The organism is Thermobifida halotolerans, from assembly GCF_003574835.2.
GTDB classification, from domain to species: domain Bacteria; phylum Actinomycetota; class Actinomycetes; order Streptosporangiales; family Streptosporangiaceae; genus Thermobifida; species Thermobifida halotolerans.
In genome coordinates this window covers 4669580-4684314 of record NZ_CP063196.1, presented here as the reverse complement: position 1 = coordinate 4684314, position 14735 = coordinate 4669580, and the positions used below count along the sequence as shown (strand labels likewise).

Here is a 14735-nt window from a genome sequence, read left to right as displayed (position 1 = left end):
GCGCATCCGGTCCGACAGTATGGAAGGCGGTAGCCCGTGAGTGCTCCGACAGGCCCCACCGACTCCAGCCGGGTCCCCCGGTTCGCGGGACCGGCGACCTTCGCCCGCCTGCCCCGCGCCGACGAGGTGGAACGGACCGACATCGCCGTGGTCGGCATCCCCTTCGACACGGGGGTGTCCTACCGCCCGGGGGCCCGGTTCGGCCCGGCCGCCATCAGGGAGGCCAGCAGACTGCTGCGCCCCTACCACCCCGGCCTGGACGTCTCCCCGTTCGCCGAGGTCCAGGTGGCCGACGGCGGCGACATCGCGGTCAACCCGTTCGCGATCGGTGACGCGATCGAGACCGTCGACGACTCGGTCAGCCACCTGCTGTCCCGGGGCACCCGGGTGGTCACCCTCGGCGGAGACCACACGATCGCACTGCCGCTGCTGCGCGCGGTGCACCGCGTCCACGGCCCGGTCGCGCTGCTGCACTTCGACGCGCACCTGGACACCTGGGACACCTACTTCGGCGAACCCTACACGCACGGCACCCCCTTCCGCCGTGCCGTGGAGGAGGGGATCCTGGACACCGAGGCCATCGCGCACGTGGGCACCCGGGGCCCCCTCTACGGCAAGAAGGACCTGGAAGACGACCGCCGCTTCGGGTTCGGCATCCTCACCTCCGCCGACGTGATGCGCCGCGGCGTGGACGAGGTCGTCGACATGCTGCGCCAGCGGATCGGCGACCGGCCGCTGTACGTGTCGGTGGACATCGACGTCCTCGATCCCGCGCACGCGCCCGGCACCGGCACCCCGGAGGCGGGCGGCCTGACCAGCCGGGAACTCCTGGAGATCCTGCGCGGCCTGGCCACCTGCAACCTGGTCGGCGCCGACGTCGTCGAGGTCGCCCCCGCCTACGACCACGCCCAGATCACCGCGACCGCCGCCGCGCACGTCGCCTACGACCTGGTCTCGGTGCTCGCGCTGAACGCGCACCGCTGAGCCCGGCGGCGCCGACGGCCACCCGCCCAAGCCGTTCGTCTCCGACGAGCTCGCCGCCCGGGTGCGGGCTCTGGCGCGCCGCCCGGACCGGCTCGTCCCGCCCGTGCTGGAGCGCTCCGGGGTGCGGTTGGACACGCGGTACCACCGGGTGTCGCGGGACGGACGCGACGTCTCCCTGTCACCCAAGGAGTTCGGGCTGCTCCAGGAGCCGCTGAGCGCGGGGGGCGCGCCGGTGTCCACCGAGCCCCTGCTTGAACGGGTGTGGGACGAGAACACCGACCCGTTCACCACGGTCGTGCGCGTCACCATACGCGGCCTGCGCCGCAGACCGGGCGAACCGCAACTCATCGAGACCATTCCCAGGGTGGGTTACCGGGTGCGGTGAGGGACGGCGGTTTTCCGTCCGTCCCACAGAAACCGCGGGCTTCCCCTGGTGTGCGGCGCACCCTTCCGCCCCACCCGGCCGACCGGACCACCGCATCACTCCTCTTCGCCGTATCAGCACGGCTGACCAGTGCTGACGCCCACGCCGAGCAGCGCCGCCGCCCCCTTCGCCCCGATGCGGAAGTGTCCAATCCCCAACACAGAAAATTGGAAACTCTGACAAAAATTTCCTCCGCAAATTACATAAACAATTACCTGGGGAACCATGGACAAAAGAGTGTTGGCAGCATCGGCGCGGGCTTCTAGTCTTTTTGCAGTTCGGGTCCGAACCAGGGCGGCGGAGACCTCGATCGGGGCCTCACCGTGGACCGGAGTCCCGATGCCTCCGGTCTGACCCGTACCGACCGGGAGGTCCTCATGACCCAACTCAACAACACGGCACTCACCGACACCGCGCTCACCGAGCTCCGCACCGGTTTCGCCGGGCGGATCCTCGAACCCGGCGATCCCGACTACGCGCAGGCCCGCACGGTCTTCAACACGATGATCGACCTCCGTCCGAGAGTCATCGCCCAGTGCGCCAACGTCGACGACGTCGTCAGGGCGGTGCGGTTCGGACGCAGCCACGGCCTGGAGATCGCGGTCCGCGGCGGCGGCCACAGCGTCGCGGGCAAAGCGCTCACCGACGGAGGCATCGTCGTCGACCTGCGGATGATGAACGAGGTCACGGTCGATCCCGAGGCGCGGACCGCCCGGGTCGGCGGTGGCGCGCTCATGAGCGACCTCGACCGCGCCGCCCAGCCCCACGGCCTGGCCACCACCGGCGGCCGGGTGTCCACGACCGGGGTGTGCGGCCTCACCCTGGGCGGCGGCAACGGCTGGCTGGATCGCAGGTTCGGGTTGGCCTGCGACAACCTGATCGACGCCGAACTGGTGACGGCCGACGGCAGCATCGTGCGCGCCTCCGACTCCGAGAACCCGGAACTGTTCTGGGCGCTGCACGGCGGCGGCGGCAACTTCGGTATCGCCACGTCGATCACCCTGCGCCTGCACGAACTGCCGTCGGTGACCGTGTCCCTGCTGCTGTGGGACGCCGAGGCCGGACCCGAGGTGGTGCGCGCCTACCGCGACTTCATCGGGTCCTCGACCGACGACGTGGGCGGCGGCGTCCTCTACCTCACCGCACCGCCCGATGACTTCGTCCCGCAGCGATTGGTCGGCCGTCTGGCGTGCGCGGCCCTGGTCGTCTACACCGGCGGCGAGGAGGAGGGGCTGGCCGCCATCCGGCCGATGACGGAACTGGGCCACGCCGCCGAGATGACCGCCGAGATGGCCTACGCCGATCTGCAGTGCATGCTCGACGACCCGCCCGGCTACCGCAACTACTGGTCGGCCGAGCATCTGACCGCGCTTCCCGACCAGGCGGTGGACCGGTTCTGCGCGGGGGCCGAGCGAATGATCGTCCCGTCGCCGTCGCAGCACGTGCTGGCGCCCCAGGGCGGCACCGTGTCGCGGGGGCCGACCGACTACCCGGTGCCGTGGCGGCACGCCGCGTGGGTGGTGCACCCCTTCGGCCTGTGGGACGACCCGGCCGACGACGAACGGGCCATCCGGTGGGCGCACAGCACCTGCGCCGACATGCAGCCGTGGTCGATCGGCTCGGTCTACCTCAACTTCATCGGCGACGAGGGCGAACAGCGGACCATCGCGGGCTTCGGCCTCGAGAACTACCGGCGGTTGGCCCGGGTGAAGGCCCACTACGACCCCGACAACGTCTTCCACCGCAACCACAACATCAAGCCCGCCTCCTGATTCCGGGCCACGCGGCCCGTCCACGGGAGCGGCCTCGTTGGTCTGCCCCGCGGGCGGGCCGTATGTGCATCTTCGCCTCCGTCGGGCAGTAAGCGTCCTGACCTGGTTCTCTCACCGGAACCAACGCACGACTTCTCCGGAAGCGAAACGTGCCTTCACATTCTGTGCGTGCGATGATCACGGTGTGTATGCGGCGGGGCTTCCGCTGAGAACGGGCCTGCCGGCCGACTCCCCGTCCGAGAACCGGGTTGCCCGGTCACCCGGCCCGAGGAGGCGAAACCAGATGTATCTGCTGCACAAACTGGGATTGCGTACGGACCCCGTCATCTTCTCCGTCTCCGTGGCGTTGACGGTCCTGTTCGTCGGAGCCTCCATCCTCTTCACCGCCCCCGTCGACGTGCTGTTCGGCACGGTGTCCGCCTGGATCATCACCAACCTCGGCTGGTTCTACATCCTGGGTGTGACCACGTTCCTGATCTTCCTGGTCTGGATCGGTTTCAGCCGGTACGGGCGCATCCGACTGGGCGGGGAGGAGGACCGTCCCGACTACAGCAGGCTGACCTGGTTCGCCATGCTGTTCGCGGCGGGCATCGGCACCATCCTGATGTTCTGGGGGGTCGCCGAGCCGATCAGCCACTTCGCCAACCCGCCGCAGAACAACGTCGAACCGCAGAGCGTTCCCGCCGCCAACCAGGCCATGGGCTACACGCTCTACCACTTCGGCCTGCACACCTGGACGATCTTCTGCCTGCCCGCGCTGTGCTTCGCCTACTTCGTCTACCGGCGCGGCCTGCCGTTACGGGTGAGCTCAATCTTCTACCCGTTCCTCGGCGACCGCGTCCGCGGGCCGATCGGCAAGGCCATCGACACGCTCGCCGTCATCGGCACCCTGTTCGGCGTCGCGGTCTCCCTCGGTCTGGGCACACTGCAGATCAACAGCGGACTGGCGGCACTGTTCGGCCTGGAGTTCAGCAAACCGGTGCAGGTCCTGCTGATCTCCGTGATCACCGTCGTCGCGACGATCTCGGTGGCGCTCGGCCTGGACCGGGGCATCAAGCGTCTCTCCGACATCAACATCTCCCTCGCGGTCGGCCTGCTGCTGTTCGTCCTGTTCACCGGCTCGACCCTGTACCTGATCCGGGGAAGCATCGAGATGGTGGGGGTCTACCTGAGCTGGCTGGTCCCGCTGTCGTTCTGGAACGACACCTTCGGCAACACCGGCTGGCAGGGCACGTGGACGGTGTTCTACTGGGCGTGGACGATCACCTGGTCGCCGTTTGTCGGCATCTTCATCGCCCGCATCTCCAAGGGACGCACGGTCCGCGAGTTCATCCTGGGGGTGCTGGGGCTGCCCACGGCGTTCACCATCGTCTGGTTCAGCGTGTTCGGCCTGTCCGCGATCGGCATCGAACTGGACGGCCCAGGCGGACTGGTCCAGGCCGTCGTGGTCCAGGACGACATCCCCGGCGCGCTCTTCGTGTTCCTGGACAACTTCCCGCTGGCCACGGTGACGTCGGCGCTGGCGGTGCTGATCGTGGCCATCTTCTTCACCACGTCGTCGGACTCGGCGTCGCTGGTGATCGACCTGCTGTCCGCGCCGGAGCAGGTGAAGCAGACCCCGGTCCGGCAGCGCGTGTTCTGGGCGGTCACCGAGGGCGTGGTCGCGGCGACGCTGATCGCCGCGACCGGGCAGTCGGGGCTGGACGCGCTGTCGGAGGTGGTCACCGTCATCGGCCTGCCGTTCTTCGTCATGGGTTTTCTGATGATGGCGGCCCTGCTGCGGTCGCTGCGCGAGGAGTCCCTTCCCCCGGCGACCCACCACCAGCCGACACTGCGCGTGCGACTGCCGCACCAGCGGATGCCGCGCCTGCCACGCCGTGTCCGCCGCTTCGGTCCGGACTCCGCGGCACAGCCGGCCCCGCGCTCCGAGGAGCCGTGACCGGGGCGGTCCGGCCGTCCCGGTCACGGGGCGGAGTCACAGCGAGTAGGCGCGCGGCCGGTGCTGCACGCTCACCCACTGGTCGGTGGTGAACTCCTCGATCGCCCACTCTCCGCCGAACCGGCCCAGTCCGGACGCCTTCTCCCCACCGAACGCGGTGTTGGCCTGGTCGTTGACCGGGTGGTCGTTGACGTGCGCCATTCCGGCCTCCACCCGCTGGGCGAAGCGCACCCCGCGTTCCGCGTCGCGGGTGAAGACCGCGCTGGACAGGCCGTGCTCGGTGTCGTTGGCGAGTTTGAGCGCGTGCTCCTCGTCGTGGGCGCGCACCAGCGTGGCGACCGGGCCGAACACCTCCTCGGCGGCGGTGGCCACGCTGTTGTCTCCGAGGACCACGTGCGGCGGCAGCACCAGTCCGGTGGGTCCGGTGGGCTCACCGGACACCGCGACGGTCGCGCCCGCGGCCCGACTGCGCTCCACCTTGTCCCGGACGGCCTCCAGTTGGCTGTGGTTGATGACGGGTCCGACCGCGGTCCGCGGGTCGGCGGGGTCGCCGTACCGCAGTGCGCTGACCCGTTCCACGAAGCGTTCGGTGAACTCGTCGGCCACCGCGTCGTCGACGACGATCCGGTTGGCCCGCATGCAGATCTGCCCCTGGTGGAAGAACGACCCGAACAGCGCCGCGTCGAGTGCGCGGTCCAGGTCGGCGTCGTCGAGCACCACCAGCGGGCCGTTGCCGCCCAACTCCAGCGCGACCCTGCGGATGCCCGCCTTGTGCAGGATGCCCTCACCGACCTCGGTGGATCCGGTGAAGGAGACGAACCGCGAGATCGGGTGCCGCACGACCGGGTCGCCGATCTCGCTGCCGCGCCCGACGAGGACGCTGAGCACTCCCGCGGGCAGCCCCGCCTCGTCCAGGATCCTGGCGAGCAGCAGTCCGCCGGTGACCGGGGTGTCGCTGGCGGGTTTGAGCACCACCGCGTTGCCCACGGCCAGGGCCGGGGCCAGGGACCGGTTCGACAGTTGCAGCGGCCAGTTCCACGGGCTGATCACGCACACCACGCCGTGCGGGTGGCGGTAGACGCGGCTCTCCTTGCCGGGGACGTCGGCGGGCAGGATGCGGCCCTCCACCCGGTAGGGGTAGGAGGCGGCCTCCAGGAAGTCGGCGCGGGCCGCCAGCCACTCGGCCTCGGCCTTGCGTACCGTGCTGCCCGCCTCGCGGATCAGCCAGTCCACGATGAGGTCCTTGCGCCGGTCCATGACCTCGGCGGCGCGGCGCATCACGGCGGCGCGTTCGGAGGGCAACTGTTCGGCCCACCTCCGCTGCGCGACCTGTGCCGTCTGGTAGGCCTCGTCCACGTCGGAGGCGTCGGCGAGCACGGTCTCCACCAGCGTGTCCCCCCGGTAGGGGTCGGTGTCGGCCCGGCTCTCTCCGGAGCTTCCCTCGCGCCAGTGCCCGCCGATCGGCATGCGCGCGAACTCCCGGGTGTCGTAGGAGACGTCAGAAACAGTCATGGCCGTCCTCCGGCGGTCGACTGCGTGCAATGGCTTCTCGGCCGCTACCCGAGGTCACAGCCCCTACGCCGCTGACCTCGGCGGAGAGGGCGGTCACCGGAGGCTCCCTTCCCCTCCGCCGGGGCCGTCCCGCTCGGATGCATGCGGGCGCCCCGAGGATCTTGTCCACCGCGTTGCGCGGGCCGTACACGGCCAACCCCATCAGATCCAGCCGGTCGGTCGGCACCGGCCCGGGCCGTTACGCGTCCTCGTGGAGGCTCGGGCTGACGGACGAACGTCGGTCTGGGTGGGAGACGCCGGAGACACGCTGGGGCGGTCTCCGGCGTCGAGACCGCCGCGGTACTGCCGGGGGCCACCCCGTGACCACGGTGCGCACAGGGCTACGCTGCGGTTCTGTGCCGTGAGGGACGGCGCGGGGACGACGGCCCCGGGGCGCGACACCGTGGAGGAGCTATGGGGGAGTTCATCAGGTTCGAGTCCGACGGGCCGGTGCGGCACATCGTCCTCGACGCGCCGGAGCGGCTCAACGCGCTGGACCGGCCGATGCTGGCGGAGCTCGCCGACGCGGTCCGCGCGGTCGCGGCCGACGAGGCGGCGCGGGCGCTCGTCGTCAGCGGCGCGGGTCGGGCGTTCTGCGCCGGAGCCGACGTCACCAGCCTGTTCGGAGACACCACCCGCCCGCCCACGGTGCTCCGCGACGAGTTGAAGGAGGTCTACGCGAGCTTCCTCGGCATCGCCGACCTGACCGTCCCCACGATCGCCGCGGTGGGCGGAGTGGCGGTCGGCGCGGGCGTGAACATCGCGATGGCCTGCGACATCGTCATCGCGGGGCCGCGCGCCAGGTTCGCGATCACCTTCGCCGACATGGGACTGCACCCCGGCGGCGGATGCAGTTGGTTCCTCACCCGCCGCATGGGCGGACACCGCGCGCTGGCGACCATCCTGGGCGCGGAGCGCATCGACGCCGAGGAGGCGTTCCGCAGCGGCCTGGCCACCCGGCTGGCGGAGGACCCCGTCAAGGACGCTCTCGCACTCGCCCACCGTTACGCCGAGCGCGACCCCGGCCTGGTCAGGGACATGAAACGGGCGGTGCGGATGGCGGAGAGCGCCGACCTCGGCACCGTGCTGGAGTTCGAGTCGTGGGCGCAGGCGTCGTCGGTGAACTCCCCCCGCTTCCAGGAGTTCGTCGCCGAGTTCGTCCGCAGGAAGCAGGAGCGGTGACGCGGCGGCCGGGAACGCGGGCGGGGCGGACGGTCGCCGCCCCGCACTCCGTCCTCGGGGCCCCGCGGGCTAACCGGAGACCGCCACCGTGGTCCCCGGAGCGTTCCGGGCGAGGTGGCGGCCGATCACCAGGCGCTGGATCTGGTTGGTCCCCTCGAAGATCTGCATGACCTTGGCCTCGCGCATGTAGCGCTCGACCGGGAAGTCGCGGGTGTAGCCGTAGCCGCCGAGGACCTGCACGGCGTCGGTGGTCACCCGCATGGCGTTGTCGGTGGCGACCATCTTCGCGATGGACGCCTCCCTGCTGTACGGCAGGCCGTGGTCCTTGAGCCGGGCCGCGCGCAGGGTGGCGGCACGGGCGGTCTCCACGGCGGCGGCCATGTCGGCGAGCAGGAACGCCATCCCCTGGTGCTCGATGACGGGCCTGCCGAAGGTGCTGCGCTCCCCGGCGTAGGCGACGGCGGCGTCCAGCGCGCCCTGGGCCAGTCCGGTGGCCACGGCGGCGATGCCCAGCCGTCCGGAGTCGAGCGCCGACAACGCGATCGGCAGGCCCTGCCCCTCCTCGCCGATCCGCCGCTCGGCGGGGACGCGCACACCGTCGAAGCGCAACATCGTGGTGTGCGAGCCGGTCAGCCCCATCTTCCGTTCGGGCCGGTCGGCCTGGAGGCCCGGTGCGTCGGCGGGCACCAGGAAGCAGGAGACGCCGTGGGACCGGTCGTCGCCGGTACGGGCCATGACGGTGTAGAAGTCGGCCTGTCCGCCGTGGGTGATCCAGGACTTCACGCCGTCGATGACGTAGCCGTCGCCGTCGCGCCGGGCGCGGGTGGTCATCGCGGCGGGGTCGGAGCCCGCGTGCGGCTCCGACAGGCAGTACGCGCCGAGCAGTTCACCGCCGAGCAGGTCGGGCAGCCACCGCCGCCGCTGCTCCCCGCTGCCGTGGACGGCCAGGGCGAAGCAGGACAGCACGTGCACGCTGACGCCCACGCCCACCGACGCCCAGACCGCCGCGACCTCCTCCAGGACCTGGAGGTAGACCTCGTAGGGCTGACCGCCCCCGCCGTGCTCCTCGGGGTAGGGCAGGCCGAGAACCCCCAGTTTGCCGAGCGTCCGGAACGCCTCGCGGGGGAAGCGCCCGGCCTCCTCGACTTCGGCGACGTGCGGAGCGAACTCCCGTTGCGCCACCTCGCGGACGAGCTCGACCAGATCGGCGGCTTCACGGGACGGCACAAGACGTGTTACGGACATGACCACCGTCCTCCCGTACTTTCATCAGTACCAGAGTACTGATTTCAGTACCCAAATGCCAGGATCGGTACCCTTGGGGCCATGCCTGCCCTCCAGAATCTGCCCGAGAAGACCCGTGCGCGCCGTGAGGAGGTGCTCGACGGGCTGCGGCGCCTGTTCCTGGCCGAGGGGTTCTCCGCGTTCAGCGTGGGCGACATGGCCGAACGGCTGCGCTGCTCCAAGAGCACCCTGTACCTGGTGGCGCCGAGCAAGGAGCAGATCGTGGTCGCGGCGGTCCGCTCCTATTTCAAGAAGGCGGCCGAACGCATCGAGGCGCGCGTCGCCGAATCGCGGAACCCGCGGCGGCTGGCGGTCTACCTGGAGGCCGTCGCCTCGGAACTGGAACCGGCCTCGGAGCGGTTCTACGCCGACCTCGCCGCGTTCGCGCCCGCCAACGAGGTCTACCAGGAGAACACCCTCGTGGCGGCCCGACGCGTGCGGGAACTGGTCGCCGAAGGCGTCGCGGCCGGGGTGCTGCGCCCGGTGGACGCCGCCTTCGTGGGCGCGGCGGTGGCCCAGGTCATGACCGGCATCCAGAACGGCACGATCAAGACGGCCACCGGGCTCGACGACGCCGAGGCCTACCGCCACCTCGCCGACCTCGTCATGGCCAGCCTCACCCGGGAGCCGACGGACTCCCGCACCTGAGCGTGCCCCGGTCCCGTGGCCGGGGCACGCTCACCCGCTACTCGTCGTCCGCTCCGGTCAGCCCATGGGCTGCTCGTCCACCAGGATGTCGAAGTTGACATCGGTGCCCTCGACGCTCGTCGCGGTCACCGTCACCCCGTAGACCTCGCCACCGGTGTCCAGTTCGCAGCGGATCTCCGCGCCGACCTCGGCGGGCAGGTTCTCCGGGCAGGTGACGTCGCCGGGGCTCTGCCCCAGTTCCGCCGTCAACTGGGTCTCCACCACCTCGGCGACGGTGCCGCTGTCGACGCTCACCGCACCCAGGCTAAAATCGAAACTGCACGCTCCAGACAGCAGAAGCGCCGCACCCACCGACACCACAGCGACGCTCCGCCGAACCGCAGTCTTCATGCCTCGCATCCTTTCGCGCGGGCTCGTCTTCTGTTCCCGCGCTCGTTTGGATGCACGAAACAAGCGGTTCGTTCCCTCTGTCGCCACGGTTACCGAAGAGATCGGTCCGGATACGTTCCGTTTCCGTGCCGCCGTGGCCGCAGGGCACGGCCACCGCGCGCTTCACCGCAGCCAGGGCAGGCCGCGCAGGGCGTCCAGGGTCACCGCGATCCGCTCCCGTGCCTCGGCGGGAACCGCGCCGCCCACCGGGTCCTCTGCCGCGCCGACCCACCGGTGCAGTGCCTGGAGCGGACGCATCCCCTCACGCCCGCACCGGACGAGCCGTTCCGTCCAGAAACGCTCCACCTGGACGGCGTCGGCGCCCACGGCGACAAAACCCGCCGCGTCATCGGTCTCGGCCGCCCACAGGCACCCCAGGAGCACCCCCTCCCGGAACACGGGGAGGTAGCGCACCGCCGCGTCGGTCAGGGACCGGTACCGGAAGTGCTCCCCACTTCCCTGCGCAGGCAGGGGAGGCACCGGAGCGGAGTCCGCTCCCTCGGTCCGTGCGGGCAGGTCGTTCAGCAGGCCGTCCACCGGTCAGTCTCCTTCGCAGCCGATTCGGCGCGTGGCGGAGCCGGCCGTACCCGAACTGGTTGTCGCGGGACCGGTCCGTCCATCCCGCGTCCTTCGCGCACCCGCCCGGAAAAACCCCTCCACCAGCGCGAGGCTTTCCCGGTACGCCCGATCCACCACGACCGCGTCCCCGTCTCCGACGAAGCGGGGACGAATTCGCTCAATGTCAAAAACCAACTTCCGGGCGGGCTTGTTCTGGGATTCCGAACATTACCATGCTCGGGTAAATATCCATCAAATGGGCACAGAAGTGAACAGACGGGCCTATGGCGCCACTTTCGCCGTCGGGAGCACGGAAAACCGCGTCACACGGCCGACGTCACCGGGAAACGCCCGACCTGGACGGACACCCGAAAAGACAACCCGCACTCCCTGGAGAACCGGTGTCTTCCCAGGCCGGACCGTGTCCGATTCGGTCCCTCCCGGCGGAGCGCCCCGGTGCGCGGCGGTGTTCTCCACCGCGCACCGGAGAAAAGTCCCGTCCGTTATCGCGGTTGCAGTCCTCGCAGCACCAGTGAGGGGACGGAGTCGGCGACCCTGTCCGCCCGTACCTCTCCGTGGGGAGGGCCAGTGGTAGGACCAGCACATTCCGGGAATTCCCGCCGCGACCGGGTCGGGATCGTCCGACACGGTGAACTCGCCTTCCGGATATACGGGAGGCCGCACCCCGCATGTCGCCCCCATGCCGACGCACTCCCGCGTGTCGCGGTTGCCGCCGCCGACGCCGAGCAGCGCCCGGCCCTTGGTGAGCCGGTCGAGCAGGTTCACGCGCTCGGCCGGGAAGGGCGGGTGGTGATGGGGACCACGGTCGGGGCGGAGCCGAGGCGGGCAGGATGCCGTGGAGGCGACCCGAGTGACGACCCCGGCGTCGGACAGCGCCTCGGTACCCGGACTCCGCCGAGTCGGGTCGCCGATGGCGAGATCAGAAACGGGTATGGCGAGGTTCCATCCGGTTGATCGCCCTCCACCCCGCCCGGGATCTGGCGGGCGACGTTCCAGCCGTCCGGAGTCGGGCACCGGAGTGGAGGCGCCCGGTCCCCGGTCGTGCGCAGCGGATCCGGGGAGGAGGGAGGCGTCCCTGACCGCGGACGCGATCCGGTGCGTCGGCTCACCGCCTTCAGCGCGGCCGCGGGGCACACCCGTGCGCCCGTATCCGCCCCGTCCGCTCGGTCGCCTCCGGGGTGATGCCGGTCACCGTGCCGGACTTTCCGAGACGGCGGAAAAACAATCCTCGCCCGAATGGATGACTGCCGTGCCAGCAGCGGCGACAGGAACACCCCCGGCAGCGGACGCGCCGACAATGACTCCGGACACGGCCCTGAATTTGCGTTGGGAATTCTCGGATTCTCACGCCGCGACGGCCGGAGCTACTAAGTCAATTCGTGGATCCGGACGACAGAAAATGGGAATCCTTTTCATTCACGCCGGGTCCGCGGAAGAGACAGAAAGCCACGGGCGGGATCCCGCCTGGTTGGCGAGTCCGCCCGTGGCCTCTCCCCCCTCTATCCCCCCTCGGGATGGCTCCTGGATGGTCTATCTGTCGGACGGGCCCCAGCGGTGCACCGGGGTGTCAGGACAGTCGAGCCACACCACCTGCTCCTCCGGAGTCACCGTCATCCCGAAACGCTCCTGTTCCGGGCTGCCGAGCCGCTGCCACCAGGCATGCGCCTCCTCCACCTCACGCCACAGGCGGCGCGGCCCGTACTCGTGGACCGCGAACTCCTCGGCCGACTGGTCGGGAACCGTCACCGACGCCCACGACTCGGCGTCGTCGTACAGCCACACGGTCCCGCTGCCCGGCTCCTCGCCGTCCTCCCACACCCACTGGCACCGGGGCACCCGTATCCCCACCGCCAGGCAGCTTCCCGAGCCGGGAGTGGCCTGGTACGGACGCAGCAAGGTGCGGCTGACCACCGCCTGCGGCCGCTGCTCGGCCAGGTCGTCCATCGCCCGGAACCGGGGAGGACGGCAGCGGTCCCACGGGAAGGCCGCCGCCGCCAGGAACCGGCCGTCCGCGACCTCGTCGTGCACCGTGAACCGCAGCAGGAAGGCGTTGGCGTACGGCGTTCCCCACGGGGCGACGATCACCCCTCCGTCCACGCACTGCCGCAACCAGGTGTACGGAATCCGCCGCACGGCGTAGGAGGAGAGCACCCGGTCGTAGGGTGCCCTCCTCGCCCACCCCAGGTTGCCGTCCCTGATCGCCACCGCGACGTCCCACCCGGCCCGCCGCAGCGTGGTTCCCGCCCGATACGCCAGCCGCGAGTCGAGCTCGACGGTGACCACGTTCTCCGCGCCCACCCGCTCGGCCAGCAGAGCGGTGGTGTACCCCGTTCCCGTGCCCAACTCCAGCACCTGGGCGTCGGAGGCCACGTCGAGCTGGTCGAGCATCATCGCGACCACCGTCGGCATGATCGCCGCACTCGTGCAGCGCGGCCGTGTGACATCGGGATTCTCGCGTCCGTCGTCGATCTGGACCACGATCGGCCCGTTGGAGTAGACCCGTTGCAACCAGACGCCGGGGTCGACGTTGCGATCCCGTTGGAACCAGTCGTGCTCCCCGCGGTCCCAGAAGCGGTCGGGGATGAACATGTGGCGGGGCACCCTCTCGAAGACCTCGGCCCAGTCGGGAGTCAGATCCCCGTCGGCGACGAGCTGAGCGATCAGGCGGCGATGTTCGGAAATCACCACTCTCGCATCACCTCGTCTCTGTTCCACGGGCACGGCGGTGCCGGTCCGTGATCATCAGCACCCATGCGCCCTCCTTCGCCGGGATTGATTGAAGCCTAAAAAGAAAACACCGCGTTTCGCAGGAAGTTTGCTCAGGTTCTCGATGGTCTCGGCAAAAAAATTCGGGCTTTGAGTGCAAAGTCCCCTAAAAGTCCAGCAAATAGAACGTCGTTCTCCATATTGTCGTCGTCCAAAACTCGGGAGGAGACGGGGAAAGAACTCTGGGACCGCTCCCACGGGAGATCCTGCCGAAACTCCGCCCACCAGGAAAGACGGTGGACCGCACCGGGACGCTCCGGGGCTGCGTCTCCTGACCGAAACAGAGGATCCGCACACGGTTCGGCGCCGACGGCATTCGGAAGAGGCCGGGGCACTGCTCGGGAACGCCCCCGAGGGGAGTGTGCCCGCGGCGGAGGAGGCGCCTCCGGCGTCCGTGTGTGGAGGCGCGGGCGGCGGGGCGCTGCGCATCAGCCTCTTCCCGCCCACCCGCGGTGCTCCGCCCCGGAGGCCACGGCGGCTCTCACGCGGCCCCGGGGCGGCCCGTCCGGGATGCTTCCACGGCCTACGCCTCGGACGGTCGCCCGGACCCCGCCGGTCCGGGTCCGGTGTCCGAGGCAGCCGGGACTACAGGTACGGTCCCGAGCTTCCCGGTATACGCCCCTGCTGGGGCTGCTCTCCCTCACCCTGGTGCTGCTGCAGTCCGGCGGGCAGCGCCCTGCGCATGTTCTCCAACTGGGCGCGGGCCGCCATCTGCTGGGCGAACAGGGTGGTCTGGATTCCGTGGAAGAGGCCCTCCAGCCAGCCCACGAGCTGCGCCTGCGCGATGCGCAGCTCCGCGTCGCTGGGCGTCTCGCCGTCCGCGAACGGGAGGGAGAGCCGCTCCAGCTCCTCCACGAGTTCCGGAGCGAGGCCGTCCTCGAGCTCCTTGATGGAACTGGCGTGGATCTCCCGCAGCCTGACCCGGCTCGCCTCGTCCAGCGGAGCGGCCTTGACCTCCTCCAGCAACTGCCGGATCATGCTGCCGATCCGCATCACCTTGGCGGGCTGCTCGACCATCTCGGTGACCGGCCGCCCTTCCGACTCCTCCTTGTCCTCACCGGACGAAGCGGGGGGCACGGTCGTCGGCCCTCCCGGCCCCAGTACCAGAACCTGGGGCTGTTCCTCCTGACTGGGTCCGTTGTTCATCGCATCTCCCACCTTGCGGCTGTTGACATTC

General features: G+C 70.2%; 12 protein-coding genes. 6 read left to right on the top strand and 6 right to left on the bottom strand.

Translation table 11 applies throughout. The annotated features are described in order from the left end of the window. Positions 1-36: 36 nt before the first annotated feature. From speB to NI17_RS20905, 4 genes are all read left to right on the top strand, one after another. Entirely contained in the window at positions 37-984 is a 948-nt protein-coding gene (speB, locus tag NI17_RS20920) for an agmatinase (RefSeq protein WP_068692711.1), read from the top strand. A 61-nt stretch (positions 985-1045) separates the two neighbouring features. After that, the gene (locus NI17_RS20915; protein ID WP_068692710.1) at positions 1046-1369 is read left to right on the top strand and encodes a winged helix-turn-helix domain-containing protein; all 324 of its coding nucleotides are present in this window, start codon (positions 1046-1048) and stop codon (positions 1367-1369) included. Between the two features lie 416 nt (positions 1370-1785). Then, complete coding sequence (locus NI17_RS20910; protein WP_068692735.1) at positions 1786-3180, top strand: FAD-binding oxidoreductase; 1395 nt, start codon at positions 1786-1788, stop codon at positions 3178-3180. Positions 3181-3463: 283 nt separating this feature from the next. Continuing rightward, a complete protein-coding gene (locus NI17_RS20905) occupies positions 3464-5119 on the top strand; it encodes a BCCT family transporter (RefSeq protein WP_068692709.1) in 1656 nt (551 codons plus the stop codon). A 36-nt stretch (positions 5120-5155) separates the two neighbouring features. Here NI17_RS20905 and NI17_RS20900 read toward each other — a convergent pair whose 3' ends face one another. Continuing rightward, positions 5156-6631, bottom strand: a complete 1476-nt coding sequence (locus NI17_RS20900; protein ID WP_068692708.1) for an aldehyde dehydrogenase family protein — start codon at positions 6629-6631, stop codon at positions 5156-5158. A 453-nt stretch (positions 6632-7084) separates the two neighbouring features. Between NI17_RS20900 and NI17_RS20895 the strand changes: the two genes are divergently transcribed. Continuing rightward, positions 7085-7852, top strand: coding sequence for an enoyl-CoA hydratase (locus tag NI17_RS20895; RefSeq protein ID WP_068692707.1), 768 nt, complete (start codon positions 7085-7087; stop codon positions 7850-7852). A gap of 69 nt (positions 7853-7921) precedes the next feature. Here NI17_RS20895 and NI17_RS20890 read toward each other — a convergent pair whose 3' ends face one another. Next, positions 7922-9097: an acyl-CoA dehydrogenase family protein gene (locus NI17_RS20890; RefSeq protein ID WP_068692706.1), complete on the bottom strand. Its 1176-nt coding sequence runs from the start codon at positions 9095-9097 to the stop codon at positions 7922-7924. A gap of 81 nt (positions 9098-9178) precedes the next feature. Between NI17_RS20890 and NI17_RS20885 the strand changes: the two genes are divergently transcribed. Then, positions 9179-9784 (top strand): TetR/AcrR family transcriptional regulator, encoded by a 606-nt coding sequence (locus NI17_RS20885; protein ID WP_068692705.1) that lies wholly within the window; start codon positions 9179-9181, stop codon positions 9782-9784. Between the two features lie 57 nt (positions 9785-9841). Here the strand turns inward: NI17_RS20885 and NI17_RS20880 are convergent, their stop codons facing one another. From NI17_RS20880 to NI17_RS20865, 4 genes are all read right to left on the bottom strand, one after another. Continuing rightward, entirely contained in the window at positions 9842-10174 is a 333-nt protein-coding gene (locus NI17_RS20880) for a DUF4333 domain-containing protein (protein ID WP_267887207.1), read from the bottom strand. Positions 10175-10336: 162 nt separating this feature from the next. After that, positions 10337-10750 (bottom strand): hypothetical protein, encoded by a 414-nt coding sequence (locus NI17_RS20875; protein ID WP_068692703.1) that lies wholly within the window; start codon positions 10748-10750, stop codon positions 10337-10339. A 1572-nt stretch (positions 10751-12322) separates the two neighbouring features. Next, complete coding sequence (locus NI17_RS20870) at positions 12323-13477, bottom strand: rRNA adenine N-6-methyltransferase family protein (protein WP_068692734.1); 1155 nt, start codon at positions 13475-13477, stop codon at positions 12323-12325. A 666-nt stretch (positions 13478-14143) separates the two neighbouring features. Continuing rightward, positions 14144-14704 (bottom strand): bacterial proteasome activator family protein, encoded by a 561-nt coding sequence (locus NI17_RS20865; protein ID WP_068692702.1) that lies wholly within the window; start codon positions 14702-14704, stop codon positions 14144-14146. Positions 14705-14735: the final 31 nt, after the last annotated feature.